At 66.2% G+C, this 16,770-nt stretch carries 13 protein-coding genes and 1 pseudogene; 11 read left to right on the top strand and 3 right to left on the bottom strand.

The window, feature by feature from the left end:
- The first annotated feature begins 8 nt into the window (after positions 1–8).
- Entirely contained in the window at positions 9–1,046 is a 1,038-nt protein-coding gene (locus ACQPXH_RS13895) for an NAD-dependent epimerase/dehydratase family protein (protein WP_433603444.1), read from the top strand.
- A gap of 223 nt (positions 1,047–1,269) precedes the next feature.
- Here the strand turns inward: ACQPXH_RS13895 and rfbC are convergent, their stop codons facing one another.
- A complete protein-coding gene (gene rfbC, locus ACQPXH_RS13890; RefSeq protein ID WP_433602756.1) occupies positions 1,270–1,827 on the bottom strand; it encodes a dTDP-4-dehydrorhamnose 3,5-epimerase in 558 nt (185 codons plus the stop codon).
- A 14-nt stretch (positions 1,828–1,841) separates the two neighbouring features.
- On the opposite strand from rfbC, the gene ACQPXH_RS13885 reads away from it, so the two are divergent.
- Together ACQPXH_RS13885 and ACQPXH_RS13880 are read left to right on the top strand one after the other, a co-directional pair.
- The gene (locus tag ACQPXH_RS13885; RefSeq protein ID WP_433602755.1) at positions 1,842–2,951 is read left to right on the top strand and encodes a class I SAM-dependent methyltransferase; all 1,110 of its coding nucleotides are present in this window, start codon (positions 1,842–1,844) and stop codon (positions 2,949–2,951) included.
- Between the two features lie 100 nt (positions 2,952–3,051).
- On the top strand, positions 3,052–3,687 hold the full coding sequence (locus ACQPXH_RS13880; RefSeq protein ID WP_433602754.1) for an MspA family porin: 636 nt from the start codon (positions 3,052–3,054) through the stop codon (positions 3,685–3,687).
- A 140-nt stretch (positions 3,688–3,827) separates the two neighbouring features.
- Here ACQPXH_RS13880 and ACQPXH_RS13875 read toward each other — a convergent pair whose 3' ends face one another.
- On the bottom strand, positions 3,828–4,658 hold the full coding sequence (locus ACQPXH_RS13875) for a glycosyltransferase family 2 protein (protein ID WP_433603443.1): 831 nt from the start codon (positions 4,656–4,658) through the stop codon (positions 3,828–3,830).
- Positions 4,659–4,669: 11 nt separating this feature from the next.
- Positions 4,670–6,022 carry a polysaccharide pyruvyl transferase family protein gene (locus ACQPXH_RS13870; RefSeq protein WP_433602753.1) on the bottom strand — a complete coding sequence of 451 codons (1,353 nt, stop codon included), beginning with the start codon at positions 6,020–6,022 and terminating at the stop codon, positions 4,670–4,672.
- Positions 6,023–6,637: 615 nt separating this feature from the next.
- Between ACQPXH_RS13870 and ACQPXH_RS13865 the strand changes: the two genes are divergently transcribed.
- From ACQPXH_RS13865 to ACQPXH_RS13830, 8 genes and pseudogenes are all read left to right on the top strand, one after another.
- Positions 6,638–7,714 (top strand): glycosyltransferase family 4 protein, encoded by a 1,077-nt coding sequence (locus ACQPXH_RS13865; RefSeq protein ID WP_433603442.1) that lies wholly within the window; start codon positions 6,638–6,640, stop codon positions 7,712–7,714.
- Positions 7,711–8,883, top strand: a pseudogene (locus tag ACQPXH_RS13860) (glycosyltransferase family 4 protein); the annotation flags it as partial. The gene ACQPXH_RS13865 and the pseudogene ACQPXH_RS13860, both read left to right, overlap by 4 nt.
- A gap of 94 nt (positions 8,884–8,977) precedes the next feature.
- The gene (locus tag ACQPXH_RS13855; RefSeq protein WP_433602752.1) at positions 8,978–10,390 is read left to right on the top strand and encodes a lipopolysaccharide biosynthesis protein; all 1,413 of its coding nucleotides are present in this window, start codon (positions 8,978–8,980) and stop codon (positions 10,388–10,390) included.
- Positions 10,387–11,400, top strand: a complete 1,014-nt coding sequence (locus ACQPXH_RS13850; RefSeq protein WP_433602751.1) for a CgeB family protein — start codon at positions 10,387–10,389, stop codon at positions 11,398–11,400. Before ACQPXH_RS13855 ends, ACQPXH_RS13850 begins: the two co-directional genes overlap by 4 nt.
- Entirely contained in the window at positions 11,397–12,779 is a 1,383-nt protein-coding gene (locus ACQPXH_RS13845; RefSeq protein WP_433602750.1) for a hypothetical protein, read from the top strand. The genes ACQPXH_RS13850 and ACQPXH_RS13845 overlap by 4 nt, the downstream gene beginning before the upstream one ends.
- Positions 12,770–14,089, top strand: coding sequence for a Wzz/FepE/Etk N-terminal domain-containing protein (locus tag ACQPXH_RS13840; RefSeq protein ID WP_433602749.1), 1,320 nt, complete (start codon positions 12,770–12,772; stop codon positions 14,087–14,089). The genes ACQPXH_RS13845 and ACQPXH_RS13840 overlap by 10 nt, the downstream gene beginning before the upstream one ends.
- A complete protein-coding gene (locus tag ACQPXH_RS13835) occupies positions 14,086–15,438 on the top strand; it encodes a glycosyl hydrolase family 28-related protein (RefSeq protein ID WP_433602748.1) in 1,353 nt (450 codons plus the stop codon). The genes ACQPXH_RS13840 and ACQPXH_RS13835 overlap by 4 nt, the downstream gene beginning before the upstream one ends.
- A 2-nt stretch (positions 15,439–15,440) precedes the next feature.
- A complete protein-coding gene (locus tag ACQPXH_RS13830; protein WP_433602747.1) occupies positions 15,441–16,763 on the top strand; it encodes a GNAT family N-acetyltransferase in 1,323 nt (440 codons plus the stop codon).
- Positions 16,764–16,770: the final 7 nt, after the last annotated feature.

The raw sequence follows: 16,770 nt of genomic DNA, 5'->3' as shown, positions 1-16,770 counted from the left end.
GCACGGGCATGCGTGTACTGCTCACCGGACATCAGGGTTATCTCGGCACGGTCATGGCACCGGTGCTGCGCGCCGCGGGCCACGAGGTCGTCGGACTCGATGCCGGATTCTTCGCCGATTGCGTCCTCGGCCGACTGCCCGGCGATCCGCCCGGTCTCGCGGTCGACCTGCGCGATGTCACCGTCGATCAGCTCACCGGATTCGATGCGGTGATCCATCTCGCGGCGTTGTCCAACGATCCGCTCGGGGCGCTCGATCCCGAAATCACCTACGCGATCAATCATCACGCGTCGGTGCGGCTGGCCCGGCTCGCGAAAGAGGCGGGGGTGCGGCGGTTTCTATACGCATCCACCTGTTCGGTGTACGGCGCGGCGGGCGAGGATCTGGTCACCGAGGACGCCCCGCTGCGTCCGATCACGCCCTATGCCGAGAGCAAGGTGCGGGTCGAGGACGATGTCGCGGCGCTGGCGGATGCCGGCTTCACGCCGGTATTCCTGCGCAACGCAACGGCATTCGGCTTCTCGCCGCGGCTGCGCGCGGATATCGTGCTCAATAATCTGGTCGGGTACGCGGTGCTCACCGGCGAGGTCAAGGTGCTCTCGGACGGGACACCGTGGCGACCGCTGGTGCATGCCGACGATATCGCCAAGGCCTTCGCTACCTGCCTGACCGCGCCGCGCGCGGCGATCGACTGCCGGGCGTTCAATATCGGCACCGAGGCGAACAACCTCACGGTGGCCGAAATCGCCGAGGCCGTGGTGCAGGCAGTGCCAGGCGCCCGGCTGTCCATCACCGGCGAGAGCGGCGCGGACCCGAGGTCCTACCGCGTCGACTTCTCCGCCGCCCGTTCGGTTCTCGGCTACCGCGCCACCTGGACGGTGGCCGCCGGGGCCGAGCAGCTATATCGCGAATACACCGCCAGGGGACTGACCAGTGACGATTTCTTCCGCCGGTTCACCCGGTTGCCACATCTGGAGAAATTGCGGGATACCGGGGTGCTGGACGCGTCGATGCGCCGGATCACCGCGGCTCGGCAAGTTTCGTGAGCGAGTGTCAGCGAGTGAACCATCGGCACAGCGCGCATGCTGCGCACGACGGAGCCGAGCGTCAGCGAGGCAGAGTCGTGAGCGAGCGTCAGCGAGTGAACCGTGGACACAGCGCGCATGCTGCGCACGACGGAGCCGAGCGTCAGCGAGGCAGAGTCGTGAGCGAGCGTCAGCGAGTGAACCGTGGACACAGCGCGCATGCTGCGCACGACGGAGCCGAGCGTCAGCGAGGCAGAGTCGTGAGCAGCTGGCGCCAACTGCCGGCAGCTCGGTCACGGGCCGAGACCACGGTGACCGGCAGCGGCCAGGCGATGGCGAGTTCCGGATCGTCGTAGGCGACGCCGATGTCCTCGGTCGGATCGTGCGGACGGTCGATCCGGTAGCAGACATCGGCGGCCGCGGTGAGCGCCTGGAAGCCGTGCAGGAAACCCGGCGGCACGTAGAGATGCCGGAATTCGGTGTCGTCGAGTCGAAATGCCTGCTGCCGCCCGAAACTCGGCGAATCCGGCCGGATATCGACGAGCACGTCGTGCACCGCGCCGTGCGCGCAGCGCACCAGCTTCGCCTCACCGCGCCTGGAGCGTCCGTGCATGCCACGGATGACTCCGCGGGCCGAACGGGATTGCGAATCCTGCACGAAGGCGGCCGCCGTACCGGGTGCGCCGAGGTGGGCGTCGAACTCCGTGGCGTCGAAGGTGCGGGTGAACAGGCCGCGGTCGTCCCGGAAGGGTTCGGGCACGAGCACCAGGACGTCGGCGAGATCGGTGTGTTCGATGCGCACCAGGCCATCGTGTCATGAACGGGACGGTCCCGGGTCGCGGTTGTCGCGGCTGCTCGAGTTCCGAACTCACTCCGGTGCTCGATCTCGGTAAAGTTCCTGCCGCCGACCACTTTCCGCTCGCGGGCAGTGCGATCGAAACCACCGAGATCGCGCATCCGCTGCGCATGGACGTCTGCGGCGCCTGCGGGCTGGCGCAATTGGCCGATGACGACACCCGTACCGCGGAGCCGCGCGCTATCGAACCGCAGGCGCTGCGCGATCAGGCCGCTGACGCGGTGGCACGGGTGGCGCGCGCCGGTCTGTTGCGCGGGCGGACCGCGCGCGAATTCGGTAGTCCGCACGGCGGTACCTGGCTGCCATTGCTCGCCGGGCGCGGGTTCGAACCCGTCGACGGGGTCGCCGATGTGGTGCTCGACTGCTTCGGCATCATGCACGAGCCGGATCAGCGGGCCGCCTTCGCGCAGCGGGCCGCGGCGACCGCGCCGACGGGTCTGCTGCTGCTCCAGTACCACTCGCTGGCCACCATTGTCGCGGCAGGTCAGTGGAATGCATTGCGGCACGGGCATTTCGCGTACTACTCGCTCGGCGCACTGCACCGATTGCTCGAGGCCGCCGGGATGAGTGTGGCCAGGGCGTGGGAGTTCGATCTGTACGGCGGCACCGTCCTGATCGGCGCGGTGCACGGCACGGTCGAACCGGACGATGCCGTGCGTGCGATCAGCGCCGCCGAAGCCGAATACACCGAGCTCGTTGCGCTACAGGGCCTTCAGCGCACGACGGACGAGCATGCCCGGCTACTGCGCCGCTGGCTCGAGGCGATGGCAGCGCGCCGCAGACGGGTGTACGCCTATGGGGCGGCATCGCGCGCGGTCGCGCTCTTCAGCATTGCCGGCGTGCACCGCGGACTGATCGCCGCGGTCGCCGATGCCTCGCCAGCCAAACAGGGCCGCCGGATGCCGGGCACCGATATACCGATCATCTCCCCCGCCGAACTCGTCTCCGCCCGACCGGATTTCGTACTACTGACATTGCGCGACCTGCTCGCGGAGGTCCGTACCAGGTTTCCCGAACTCGACGGCCGCTGGGTCCTCGACGATCCGGCCGGTCCCTCGGAAGGGCGGTGACCATATGCCGTGAGTTCGCTGCGTCGTAGCTGGATCGGCGTCGGCGTTGCGCGTTTTGCTGTAGAGACAACTGTTATTGGGGAACCTGAGGGAAATACTGATGAGGGAGAACACACTCCGTGGCCGGAGTCTGCGCGCGTTCATACTGGCCTCGGTAACGGCTTCGGGTCTGGCCTTTACCACCGGCGCCGCCTCCGCGGCGATCGATAGCACCAGTCAGATCGTCGATCGGCAGGATCGGACGGTCGAGGCGATTCAGTCCGATACCCGGATCGATTTCGTTCCACCGCTGGACGGCAATCCGCTGACCCGCGAGTGGTTCCACAACGGGGAGGCGTCCTACCGCATCTCCGGACCGAACGCCCGGGACTGGTCGGGCCACATCACGGTCGGATATCAGGTCGGATATCCGGCCACGGTAAACGGCCGGATCCGGTTCCAGTGGTACACGCCAGACCTCGGTCTCGATCTCGGTGGCACCGACGGCTCGGTGCTCAAGCTCAACGGACTCATCCCGCGCGCCGGCGTCGAGCTCGAGGTGGGTTTCGGGCCCGGCATCCAGACCTTCGAATGCACCGGCGGCGACGTCTCCGGCGCGGAGGGCTTCATCCGGATGTCCGGCTTCCACGGCACCGTGACCGGCGTGCTCGGTCAGACGACCATTCGCCCGTTCGTGCGGGTGATCAGCGCCAACGGTGATGCGGTGTACACCTACGGCAGGCTCTGGACCATCTGAGTCGGCCGTGCTCGGCAGTGTGGCGCCCGGTCATCGGGCGCCACACTGGCCGTTTGGGCACCGTCGGGTTTGCAGTCTCTTTAGTTTGCCGAATCGGGATTCACCGCATCGGCAGACCGGCGAAACCGCCAATTCATGTGTCAGACCAGCAAATCCGGGCGGTTCCGGACGGTGGCTACCGTGCGCACGCGCAGGCGGTGCAATGCCGCCTTGGCGAGGCGGGCATCCCCGGCGAGCACATCGCCGCGGTGGACCAGATCCGGATAGTCGTTGGCGATGCGGTGATGGAAGCGATACATGTCGGTCAATTTGCTGACCGTGGACGTCTGGCTGCACAGGTTGAACGACGAATTGCGCCAGGCGGCCAAGACTTCGGTCATTCCGAAGAAAGCGCCGAAGGACGAGACCCGTGCGAACAGGTCGACATCCATGGGAAAGACCAGGTCACCACGCAAACCGCCAACGCGGTCGTAGTGCTCGCGGTAGAATATGGCCGCCGCTGTCGGTCCGAAGTCGGCGGGGCCGCGGCGCACGATGGTGCGCGCCAAGGCACGTGGGGTCTGCTTGCCGAGCAGCCCGGCCAATCCGAGTTCGGTCTCCAGTACCTCCCCCGCCTCATCGATCACCTCGAAACGGCTGGAGGAGATGGCGATCGACGGATCGGTCATCACCTCGAGCTGGGTGGTGATCGAAGCGGGGCGCAGTACATCGTCGGCGCAGACGACCTTGATGAGTTTCCCGGCGCAGGCTCGGATCGCCTTGTCCCAGTTGTCGCCGATGGCCAGCACGGTGTCGTTGCGCAGCAATCGGATTCGTGGATCGTCGAACGATGTCGCGACCTCCGACGTATCGTCGGTACTCGCGTTGTCCAGGACGACCAGTTCGAATTCCGCATCCTGATCGAGAATCGATCGCAGGGTTGTGGCTAACGTCCGGCCGGAGTTGTAGGCCGGAACGCAGACCGACAGCATCGTCACCACGGCTATCCCCCTGATCGTGGGACCGGCCGAACCGGTCCGTTCTCCACCAATCCGAATACTCGCGCCAAACCACTCCGACCCGCATCGATCTGTTCGACCGCCCGCTGTTGCAGAGGATCCCGGAGCGCAGGTGCATCGTCCCACAGCTCATCCAACGCCATGGTCAATTCCTGTTCCAGTTCGGGATCGTTCAGATGCACCACGCGCAGTCCGGTCCCGAACATCTGCGCCAGCCCGTGGAATTTATCGTCGTAATACTCCGAGGCGGTGATACCGACCGCCGGAATCCCCTGGGACAGCGCGAAGACCGCCAGATGATAGGCACTGGTCACCAATACGCGACACCGCCCGACCTGTCGGGCCACATCCGCCGGGGTGCCACCGCGACCGACCGGCGGCTGCGCCTTGTCCGCTCCAGCCAGCAGCGGCAACGTCGAAAGGCGATCCTCGGAGGCGTATTCGGAGATGATCAGCGGCACCAGCCCGGCATCCAACTCCGCGGCGCGGGTGCGCACCACCTGACCGACGATCCCCTGGGCTTCGAGGCTGACCTGCGCATAGTCTGCGACACGCAGACAGACGCCGATCTCGGTGCCGATCCTGGCATCGCGACTGCGATAGGCGAATTCGACCGCATCGTCACCGGTGACCAGCACCCGATCCGACTCGACGCCGAATTTATCGAGCAACTCCGGGCCGCGCCGCCCTTCGCGCAGCGCGACGAAATCGACGTTCGGCAGCACCTCCTCGGCTCGGCGGACCAGATATGGGTCGCGCATCGGTCCCATGCCCTGACCGATCAGCGCCGTCGGAATGCCGCGCGCGGACGCGTATTCGAGCAGGTTGAGGGTGCGGTGCGCTTGATAGCGGTCGACATCGGTCAGATAGCCGCCGCCGATCGCGAGTACCAGCGAGGCCTGTTCGACCGCCGCCGGAATCTCCACCGGGAATTCGTGTTCCGGTACTGCCGGATTCGTCTCGGCATCATCGGACTCGTCGCGACCGCGGGTGCGGACGGCGCGCAGCCGATCCTTCGGTCCGTCCGTAGTCGCCCGCCACCACAATGCCGCCGGGCCGACCACTTTCGTGCCCGCGGTACGCGACAGCACTCCTTGCCAGCCGGCGGATCCCCAGCGCCAATCGGGCCCGCAGATCGGCTCGGCCTCCGGCACCAGCCCCTGAAGTACGCCGGGCTGATGGGTCAGTACACCGATGCGCGCCCGCGGCCAATGCGCGCGGATCCGCTCGACGGTGACCACCATCATCGCGATATCGCCGCGATTGCGCAGCCAGTACTCGCCGTTCTCGACGAGCACCCGGATCTCACGTTCGGCGATATCGATGTGCTCAGCCACAGACCCCTCGGTCCCCACTGTCCTAGTTCCTCCCGCTGGTCCCCCGCGGGTCGGTCCGCGCCCGGCACGAACTCGATGTGAAATCTACCCCACCCGATCGATGTGGGCCACGGCGCTGACCGCACGGGACTCCAATTCGCAGGTGGTAGTGCCGTGGTCAGGCCTGATCAACCACATCAACATCTGGAAGACATCCGAAGCGGCCGGACGAGTATTCGCCGTCGACCCACCGGGGTCGCGAAGGTAACGGGACCGGCCTGGCGGAAGGATGTGTGCCAGCAGGTCTTCGAGGAATCAGCGGTCGCCTGCGGCATCGACATGTACTCCCGCGTCTCGATTTCGCGCGCGCGAAATTGCGGGGCATGACCGAGCGCGAGGGCGAATCGGTGCGGGGACGATTTCTGCGGGAATGATTTCAAGGGGCGCTGGCATCCTGATGTCGACCGACAGCGAACTGGTCATTCGCCCTGGTCGGAAGTTGATCTCGACCCACCTGAACCATCGGACTCCCCTAGACTGTTGCGCGGGAAGCGAGTTCAGATAGCTGGCTCGTCCCACCATCGCCAGAAGTAGGGGGCCGCGATGACGGCAGCGACCGCGGCATTGCGCGTGCATATGACGGGTTCCGAATGGTTCTCGGCAGCACCGGGCGGACTCAATCGTTATTTCACCGAACTATTCCACGCACTCGCACGGCAACCGGGCGTACAGGTTTCGGCGTCGGCGTTCGGCGCGACCGGCGCCGATGATCCGCCCGGCGCTCGGTCGTGGGGACGAACCGGCGGTTCGACCATAACCCGGGCCCGCTCCGCATTTCTGGAGCGGGCCGAACTGGGCCGCGCGAATATCCTCGACCGGCACTTCGCGCTGTATGGTCCGGCGGCCTTCGCGCGAGGCCGGCGGGTGCCGCTGGTCGTGCACTTCCATGGACCGTGGGCAGCCGAGAGCCGCCTCACCGGACAGAGCGAAGTCGGTGCACGGGCGAAGTATCTGCTCGAGCGGATCCGCTACGCGGGTGCGGACCGATTCGTAGTGCTGTCCGATCACTTTCGTGAAGTACTCAGCGACGACTATCGAGTCCCGGCCGACCGGATCCAGGTCATCCCACCGGGTGTAGATCTGACCCGATTCCGAGCCTCACCGATACCGACCGGTCCCTATCGAACCGTGCTGTCTGTGCGCAGACTCGAACGCCGGATGGGCATCGATACGCTACTGCGCTGTTGGCCGGGCGTGGTCGCCGAACATCCGGACGCTCGACTCGTCCTCGTCGGAACCGGGACCGCCGAGGGCGAATTGCGCGCCCAGGCCGCGGGTGCCGGGCTGGGCGATTCGATCGCCTTCGCAGGCAGTGTCGGCGACCGACAACTCACCGACCTCTATGAACGGGCCGCACTCACCGTTGTCCCGACCACGGCACTGGAGGGATTCGGACTGATCGCCCTGGAATCCCTGGCGGCCGGTCGTGTCCCGATCGTCACCGACTGTGGCGGACTACCCGATTCGGTACGCGGACTCGATTCTTCGCTGATCGTGCCTGCCGGGGAGGCCGAGGCACTTGGCGCACGGATCGTGGCCGCCCTGAACGGCACACTGCCGACGCCCGACCAATGTCGCGCGCACGCAGAAACTTTCTCGTGGGATGTCACAGCGGAGCGTCATCTCACGATGTATCAGGAATTAAGGCGATGACCCCGTCGAGGACTACCAAAGCCCTCTTTCTCGCGCATACCGCGGCGCCGTCGGGCGCGGAACTGGCGACGCTTCGGTTGCTTGCCGCGCTGCGCGAGTCGGGGCTCATCGATGTCGCGCAGATCTATACGGAGGACGGCCCGATGGTCGAACGCATGCGGGCCCGCGGGGTCGAGACTCGCGTCGTGCGTGGTGCTTTCGACAGCCGTGCCATGACCATCGGATCCGGGCCGGTGCGGCTGGTCGCCGGATTCATCGCCCTGCTGCGATTGGGCTGGACGCTGGGCGCGACCGCGCGCGAGGTGCGTGCCGATGTGCTGATCGCCGAGAGCACCAAGGCTTTGGTGATGGGTGCGGTCGCGACGCGACGAGCGGGAATTCCGCTGGTGTGGCAGGTACACGATCGAATCTCGGTCGACTATTTCGGCCGAGTGCCGACGGCGGTGATCCAGCTGCTCGGCCGACTCGTGGCACATGGTTATCTTGCCAATAGCCGAACCACCTTGCGCACCTTGCGGATCGGCCGTCGTCCGGCGGTGGTGGCCTATCCAGGTGTGGAACTCGCTGAGGATATCGAGCGCGCCGCGCAGCGTGCGCCCACCGAAACGGTCCTCGTCGCCGTCGGCAGGCTGACGCCGTGGAAGGGCCAGCACGTGCTGCTGCGCGCCATCGCGGCGATGAAAGTGCAACCGCGACAGATCTTTCTGATCGGCGGCACCTTCTTCGACGAGGAGCCCTACCAGGCCGAATTGGCGTGCATGGCACAGGAATTCGGGCTGCCGGTCATCTTCACCGGTCACGTCGACGATCCCGGAGGTTATCTGCGCGATGCCGATATCCTTGTGCACTCCTCGGTACTTCCCGAACCATTCGGGCAGGTCGTGGTCGAGGGTATGCACGCGGGCTGCGCGGTGATCGCTTCCGGACCGGGCGGCCCGGCCGAGATCGTCGAACCCGGTGTCAACGGACTGCTCGTGGACGGCGGCGATCAGCGACAACTCACCACCGCACTCGACACCCTCATCGCCGATCCGGCGCTGCGGACCCGCCTTGCCACGGCGGCCCGCAACCGCGCCAGGGATTTCGACATCGAAACGTCGGCGCGCACCGTCGCCGCCCTCCTGAATTCCATAACCCAACGCAACGGTGCTCTATCCAATCGGCGGCGCTCGCGGGGCCCTACGTGGTTGCGCTCCGCTACCACCTCCGAGCCCGTCGCTCCCGCCGCGGGCGGCCATCAGAATCCGCGAGAACGGACTCCGCATGTCTGAACACAAACATGCCGCGGGCCAGCCCACCGAACCACCGACGCCGACCGCCACCGGCGGAGCCCATCGCAAGAACGAACGCGGCGCGCCCGGCGGCGGCCTGCACCGATCCCACGGCCTCGGCGGGGTGCTGCGCGATATCGGCTATGTCACCTTCGGCAAGTACGGACAGTACGTCATCACGATCGTCACGGTTCCGCTGATCGCGCGCGTGCTCGGCGCACACGGCTTGGGACTGTTGGCAATCGGTATGTCGTCGTATTTCATCGGTTCGCTGCTGGTGGATCTCGGCATCACCTCGTTCCTGGCCGCGCGGGTGCACGATTCGCGCGAACGCGATAGCGAGAGCGCGCGGCTGCGGACGATCAATCAGTTGCGCGGCGATTATCTGGCGATCCGCGCGAGCACCCTCGGCGTCATCGGAATCGCCCTGCTGCTTTGTCTGGCCGCGAGTGCGTCGGTGCAGGTGGACATGATCCTGTTGGGCCTGTTCGCGGGAGGATTCTGGTCGGTTTCAGAGGATTGGCTGCTGATCGGGCAGGGCCGGTTCGGAGCGTCGACCGCCTATCAGGCGGTCGGCCGGGTCGGCTATCTGATCCTGCTCGTCGGGCTACTCCCCCGGATGCCGAGCGCGCAACTCGCACTGCTGTGCCTGCTGCTGTCATCCGTGCCCACGGTGGCACTGACCTGGTGGGATTCACTGCGCACCTTCGGCCCGCCCGCGCGACCGCGGCAATTCAAGAGCATATTGCGAACGGGCGCACCGGTTCTCACATCGAGGGTGCTGGTGACATCCTACGGCCAGGGCGCAGCCGCAGTGTATTCCGCTGTGCTGGATACGGTTTCGCTCGGCCTGTACTCGGCGGGCGACCGGCTCGTGCGCGCGATCCAATCCACCCTGGATCCCATCGGATTCGCGCTGCTGCCCCGCATGGCGCGGCGCAGCACCGATCACCGATTCTGGCGACACGCCCTGCTGGCGCTGGCGGCTTGCATCTGTGTCGCCACCGTGGCGGCCGTGGCCGTCTGGCTGGCCGCGCCACTGTTGATCCGCCTGGTCTTCGGTGACGAATTCACCGGAGCCGTCGGGCTGTTGCGAGTAGAGATCTTCATGCTGCCCGCCACCACGATCACCTCGTTCGTCACCACGGCGCTGCTGCCGGTGCGACAGGACACCACCGGTGTGCTCATCGGTGCGGTGCTCGGCACCTGTGTCGCAGGCGTCGCACTGTTCATTGCTTTCCGGACTCATTCGGTCTGGACACTCGTCTACGGCAGTGTGCTCGTCGAATTCAGTACGGCTATCTGGTATCTCGCGCGCGTTCGCACATTGATCGTGCGCGAACGCACGGTGCCCGTAGCCTCGAGTCCCGCCGTGGTGCTGATGCGCGAGGAGGGCACCGCGTGAAGATCTTGTTCATCGGGGACGACTGGGTCGGCAGCAATGCGCGCTCGCTCGCGGACGGCTTCCAACAGGCGGGCCACGAGGTGGTGGTCGTCGACTCCACCCCGGTCACCCTGCCGAAACGACTGTCGCCGCCGTGGGTCTACACCAAGTTCGCGCGCAGGCGCGCGCCGTGGACCGTCACCGACCTGCACGGCGAAATCGACCGTACCGCAGCACAGTTCCAGCCCGATCTGGTCTTCGCGTTCAAAGCTGTGCACCTCGACCAGCGCAGGTTGTTGGACCTCCCGGCGCGGCTGCACGTGCACTACAGCCCCGACGATGTCGCCAATCCGGCGAACATCAGTCCGGAATACCTTGCGCACGAGCCCGATTGGGATCTGATCGTTACCACCAAGCAGCACAATGTGCCCGAACTCCTCGACCGGGGCGCGAAGGCGGTCGGTTTCGTCCGCAGCGCCTACGATCCGGCGTGGCACTATCCGGCCGCGCGCGGACGGACACCGCGCTACCTGGCCGGCTTCATCGGCGTCTGCCGCCCCGACCGCCGAGCCGATCTGGTGGCGCTGGCCCGCGAACACGGCGACCGGATGCTCGTGCGCGGTCCGGGCTGGCGGCGTGTTCCGGAATTGCGCACCACCCGCGCCACGGTGGGCGGCCCAGTCTACGGTTCGCGCTATTCGGCCGTGGTCGCCGATATCACCGCGAATCTGGTGCTGCTCAACTCCGACAACCGTGACACCCACACCTGTCGCACTTTCGAAGTGCCCGCCGCGGGTGGGCTGTTCGTCGGCGAACGCACCGATGAACATGCGGAACTCTTGCGCGACACCGTCGAATGCTTCCTGTTCACCGATCAGACCGAACTGCGCGAAATCCTGGATTGGTGCGCACGGCATCCGGAGAAGGCGGACGCGATCGCCGAGGCCGGATATCGGCGGATCGCCGACGGCGGGCACCGGTACGTCGACCGAGCGCGCGAGATCATGGCCGTACTCGAGGCGCAGTCATGACTGCCGGTTCCGAGATCATCGCAATCGCTTGCGCCCTGGTCACTTTGGTGATTGCCTCGGCATGGGTGCCCAGCGTCGCACGGGTTTTCATCATCGCGCAGGCGGCATTCTGGTCGCTGTCCTACCTCGCCCGGCCGCTGGTACTGCTCGCAGTGCAACCCGAACCGCACTACGGCGACAATGTGCCCGATCCGCGACTGGCCGTACTCGGCTACGACCGCGGCATCGCACTGGTGCTGCATCATGTCGTCTTCGGCTTGTGGGTTTACGCGATACTCATTGTGGGATATGCGATCTGGTCGCGACACCGTCGGGTACCCCACCCGCCGGCGATGACCGGCAATCCGGACTTCGTGCCCGCCCTGGCCACCATCTACGTCATCGGACTGCTCGGCCGGGGCGCCTCCTACGCCTCCGGATCCACCGGCCATGCCGGTGATGTCGACAGCGCCGATCCGATTCTCGCCTTCGTCAGTATTCTCGCGACCGTCGCGGCGCTCGGGCTGATCATTTTCATCCGACCGGCCCAGCCGCGCACCACTGCGCTGTTGATCGGCGCGCTGTCGGCCGGGGAACTGATGTGGACCGTGGTCGTCGAATCGAAGACCCCGATTCTCGGTGCCGCGCTGGCCGTGGCGGTCCGGTTCGCGATACTCGGCTGGACCAAGGCCAAGGTGGTCGGTGTGCTGGCCATCGCGGTGCTCGGCATCGGAGGGTTCGGGTGGTTGCAGTCGTTCAAGACCACCGAGGCCGGCAAGGCCGAAGCAGCGATGACCAGTTCGGCGTATCCGCCTTCGGTGCGACCGTTCCTGAGCATCCTGCGGCGCTTCGATCTGCTCGAGGCCGCAACCGACGCCTACTATCACGGCACCGGATACTGGCTCACGCCCGCCGAGGAGTTCCGCCACGCCGCGCTGAGCCTGATTCCGACCCAATTGCTCGGTGCCCCGAAATTCCAGTCGGGTACCGCATGGGCCGACGACGTTCGCGGCGCGTCGGTGGATATGACACGGGTCTCGGTGTCGCTCGCCGAGGGAAATATCAACGAGGGCTATGTGATCGGCGGTTATCCCGGCATTGTCGTGAGCGTCGGTTTCACCTTCTTGCTGTTGCTGGCCTGGGCCAAAGCGCTGTATTCCCGGTACTTCCCGATGGTGGTGCTCGCGCTCGCGCTGACCGGAGCCTCCTCGCTGTTCGAGCGCGGCATCCTCGGCAGCATGGAGGCAATCGGCAAATTCCTGCAGGCCGCGGTGCTCGCGACGCTGATCTATTTGGCGGTCGAGGAATATCGCCGACGTGCGAAACCACGGGTCCTATCGCCGCCACCGCAACAGCCTGTGCTCGTCATTGGGAAAAGAGGTTCCGAACAATGGGGTTGATCGATTACTGGCATATCGCGCGTCGTCGCTGGATGCTGATTCTCGGTGTGCTGGTGCTGTGCCTACTCGCGGCGGTGGGTTACGCACGCAGCCAACCGACGAACTATGTGGCCACGAGCAGCGTCTACGTCTCGATGGCGACCGGAACCTCGGTGAACGATTCGTATCAGGGCGGACTGGCCGCCCAGCAGCGCGTGCGGTCGTACCTCGACTTGGCCACCAGCGCCAATGTCGCCGAGCGCACCATCGACGATCTCAGCCTGAAGATGTCGGTCGACGAACTGCGCGGCAAGATCACCGCGGCCTCGCCGCCCGCCACCACCTTGATCGTCTTCTCGATCAAGGACAGCTCAGCCGAACGCGCCCGCGATATCGCCAATACCGTTGTCGCACAGTTCCGTCAGTTGATCGCCGAACTCGAATCCATCGAACAGGACGCCGCACCCGCCGCCCGCGCCGAGGTCGTGGATCGGGCCGAACTGCCATCCGGAGCGAGCGGTCCGCAATCGACCCGGCTGCTCGCGCTCGGTGTGCTGGCCGGACTCGCGCTGGGCGGGCTGGCCGCCTTCGTCCGCGATCGCACCGACCGCAAGCTGCGCACCTCCAATGATCTGGAGGCGGTGCTGGCCGGCCCGATTCCCGGATCGACTCACACCGGCGCGCCGGTGCCGATCCTCGGCATCATCGATCTCGGCCGTCCGGGTGCGGTCGAGGAAACCCGAAGGCTGCGAACGCGTTTGCAGCGCAACGGTGAGGCGACGACGGTGCTGCTGTCGAGTCTGTCGGCCCGGTCGGAGCCGGAAATCGCGATGGCACTGGCCAAGTCGTTCGCCGATACCGGCCGGCATGTGGTCTATATCGACGCCGACACCTCCGGTCACGGCGGATCACAGCAGATCGGCCTCGGGGCGGTGCCCGGACTGGCCGGTGTCCTGCACGGATCGTTACCCGTTACCGACGCACTGACCGGCTGGCCACAGGCTGGGGTGACGGTGCTGCCGTTGGGCGAGTTGGATGAGCACACCTCGGACCTGCTCGCCTCCGACCGGTTCGCGACCGTCGTCGCCAAACTGCGCACCGATTACGACCATGTGGTGATCCAGGCCGCGCCGGTCGCCCATGCCGCGGATGCGATCGCCCTTGCCCCGCTGTGTGAGCAAACCGTCGCGGTGGTCGAACTCGGCACCAGCACCACACCGCGAATCCGCGGCGCGCTGGCCACATTCGGGGACAACCTGCTCACCGGCGCGGTAGCGTATAGCAAGCTCGGCACGGGTATACAGCGGCTGGTGGGGAGGCTGCGCCTTTGAATTTCGAGGCTGTCCATCGACGGCGACTGCTGGCCGCATCCATCGGCGCCGCGGCCGCAGTACCCCTGGCCGCCTGCTCCTCCGACTCCTCGGGTGTCGAATTCCGGTCACCGCATGTCACCGACGCACCGTCGGCGCGCAATGTCCGCGACTTCGGTGCGGTCGGGGACGGCGTCGCCGACGACACCGCGGCGATCCGGTCGGCGGCAGCCGTCGGAGACGCGCCGCTCGTACTGTATCTGCCCGCAGGCCATTACAAAGTGACCGCCTGGCCCGATCTGCCCGACTACGCAACGGTTCTCGGCGACGGCGGCGATGTCACGCTGGTCACCTGCGATGCCGACATCACGCTCATCACACTGCGCAAACGCAACCGGGTGCGGTTCTCCCGCATCGGATTCTTCCTGACCGGTCCGCGCTCGACGGCGGTGGTGCTGTCGGAATCGTTCCGCTGCTCCTTCGACGCGGTGGTGATCCGCGGCAATCACCTCGGCGACAACCATCCGCGCTTCCTACAGCAGCGCGGCGTGGTTCTCGAAAACAACACCGGTGGAACGGCATTCGTCAACTGCGATATCAACAACTTCGGCTTCGGCATCGTCACATCCTGCATCCAGAACTACGTGACCTCCTCCAAACTCACCAGCAACTACATCGGGGTGCTCGGCACCGGCAACAACCACAATGCGGGGCTATCGCTCACCAATGTGGAATTCGTATCCGACGAGGATCCGCGCACCACCGATCGGCATATCAGCATCGACGGTGCGGCCAATGACTGGTGGCTGACCAATGTCTGGTTCGAAGGCGCCGATACCGCGCTGTCGGTGGGCCAGCGCGATCGCGGCGGACCCGCCCAGTTCGGCATGATCAACTGCAAGGTCGCCGCGCGCACGGTCGGGCTCGACCTCGTCTACTGTCGGCAGCCGTATCTGGCCAATGTGCAATTCGACAAGGACTCGGACCGGCCGCCGATCGAGTTGCGCATCGACGCGACGGGCTGTCCAGAGGGCACCGCGGTCAACCTGATCTCCAGTGCCGCCGATGATCTCGCGCCCGGCATGTTTCCGGAGAAGTGGCACGTCATGGGGCGCGACGGCATGCACGCGCCGCAGTACAGCGGCACGATGGTCGGCCGGGCTGGGCAGGGCAATGCGGATATCTACCAGGCGCAGGCCCCCGACGGCACCGTGCGATCGGCCGTACTGTCCAGCGGTGCTTGGCTTTCCGACCGCGCGGAGAGCGGGGTCGTGCTCAAGGACGCGGCGGGCGGCTACTGGCGCCTATCGGTCGGCACCGATGGTGCCGTGAAAACAACCTCGCTCGGCCGCCAACGACCCCGGGAGTGAGCATGTCCAGCAGTTCGTTGTCCGGAATCCGGCTCGGACCCATGACATTGCACGGCGCGACGGTCGTACTGCGGCCGCCGCGGATCGATGACTACGCGCAATGGCGGCGGATCCGGCTCCGCGATCAGCGCTATATCGAACCCTTCTGGTCGAGTTCGCCGCTGGACTGGGACGCGCGACATACCGGAAAGCTCTGGGTCCGTGAATGTCTCAGCGTGCGCGCGGAGGCGCGGGCGGGTCGCCGACTGTCCTTGGTGATCGAGGTCGACGGCAGACTCACGGGCCAGATCGAACTGGTTTCCATCGAATCCGGCACCGGCTCCGCCGAAATGGGGATCTGGGTGAATGCCGAGGTGGCACGGCATGGCATCGGTGGCCTCGCCTCGTCCATGGTGCTGGATTTCGGTTTCGGACCGGCAGGACTGCAACGCATTACCGCCCCGATCTCCCCGGCGAATCTCGCCACCGCGCGCGGCGCCACCCTCATCGGATTCCAGCGCGAAGCAATGATGACCAGGTATTTCGATGTCGGTGGGGCTCGGCGCGACCACGAACTGTGGGCGATCACCAAAGCCGCGATCCCACCGAACGGCTTCGCGCGGCACTGGATCGAAAGCCACTCGACCCGACATTCGGAATCGCCGCGGCCCGCCCGCCCGGACGCCGACACCGATACGCCGCTGAACAGGACCACAGTGCTGGCCGCCATTGCCCGCTACTGCGCGGGCCGGGCACTGCACCGATTCGATCCACTGCGCTCACCGCCCACCACCCGCCTGACCGATCGGGACGATCCGAGGGTGGTGCTGCGCAGTCGGCACCTGCTGGACCGGACCGGGTGGCGGACCGCGCGAATCCGTAACCGCGCCGCACTCGATCCGGAGCCGAACGCACCGGTCGCCGCATGGGAGCGTCGGCACGGACGAATCGCCTGGCTACGCGAATTCTTCTGTGCTCGTGCGGGATTGCGATCCGAACGGGGTCTGGTGCTGGCGGTCGAGGTGAACGGCAATTACGCGGGCGAATGCCGATTGTTCGATCTGGATATGTTCGATCGCAATGCGCGGCTGTTCGTGTGGACCGATCCGGCCGTCGGCGGTGAGCAGGTCCGGATGGCGGCTACCAGGCTGCTACTCGACCACGCCTTCACCGCACTCGGCCTGTGCCGGGTGGCCACCGCCATCGAACCCGGCGATGTGCATGCGGCCGAAATCGCCGCGCGCGTCGGCATGGTCCGCGAGGGACGCATGCGCTGCTTCGTCGGCGCCACCGGTCGCAGGGCCGATCACGACCTGTGGGCGGTTACCACCCCTATCGCCCAGTGACGAAGTT

The organism is Nocardia sp. CA-135953 (assembly GCF_050955735.1).
In the GTDB taxonomy this organism is placed as follows: domain Bacteria; phylum Actinomycetota; class Actinomycetes; order Mycobacteriales; family Mycobacteriaceae; genus Nocardia.
The sequence above is the reverse complement of the archived record's forward strand: the minus strand, read 5'-3'. Positions and strand labels throughout refer to the sequence as shown.

Bases quoted from the DNA above. Each gene is read 5' to 3' on its own strand.
- ACQPXH_RS13840 (WP_433602749.1), top strand. From the start codon at position 12,770: ATGGGGTTGATCGATTACTGGCATATCGCGCGTCGTCGCTGGATGCTG.
- ACQPXH_RS13830 (WP_433602747.1), top strand. From the start codon at position 15,441: ATGTCCAGCAGTTCGTTGTCCGGAATCCGGCTCGGACCCATGACATTG.
- ACQPXH_RS13855 (WP_433602752.1), top strand. From the start codon at position 8,978: ATGTCTGAACACAAACATGCCGCGGGCCAGCCCACCGAACCACCGACG.
- ACQPXH_RS13885 (WP_433602755.1), top strand. From the start codon at position 1,842: ATGAACGGGACGGTCCCGGGTCGCGGTTGTCGCGGCTGCTCGAGTTCC.
- ACQPXH_RS13845 (WP_433602750.1), top strand. From the start codon at position 11,397: ATGACTGCCGGTTCCGAGATCATCGCAATCGCTTGCGCCCTGGTCACT.
- ACQPXH_RS13875 (WP_433603443.1), bottom strand. From the start codon at position 4,658: ATGCTGTCGGTCTGCGTTCCGGCCTACAACTCCGGCCGGACGTTAGCC.
- ACQPXH_RS13865 (WP_433603442.1), top strand. From the start codon at position 6,638: ATGACGGGTTCCGAATGGTTCTCGGCAGCACCGGGCGGACTCAATCGT.
- ACQPXH_RS13880 (WP_433602754.1), top strand. From the start codon at position 3,052: ATGAGGGAGAACACACTCCGTGGCCGGAGTCTGCGCGCGTTCATACTG.
- ACQPXH_RS13895 (WP_433603444.1), top strand. From the start codon at position 9: ATGCGTGTACTGCTCACCGGACATCAGGGTTATCTCGGCACGGTCATG.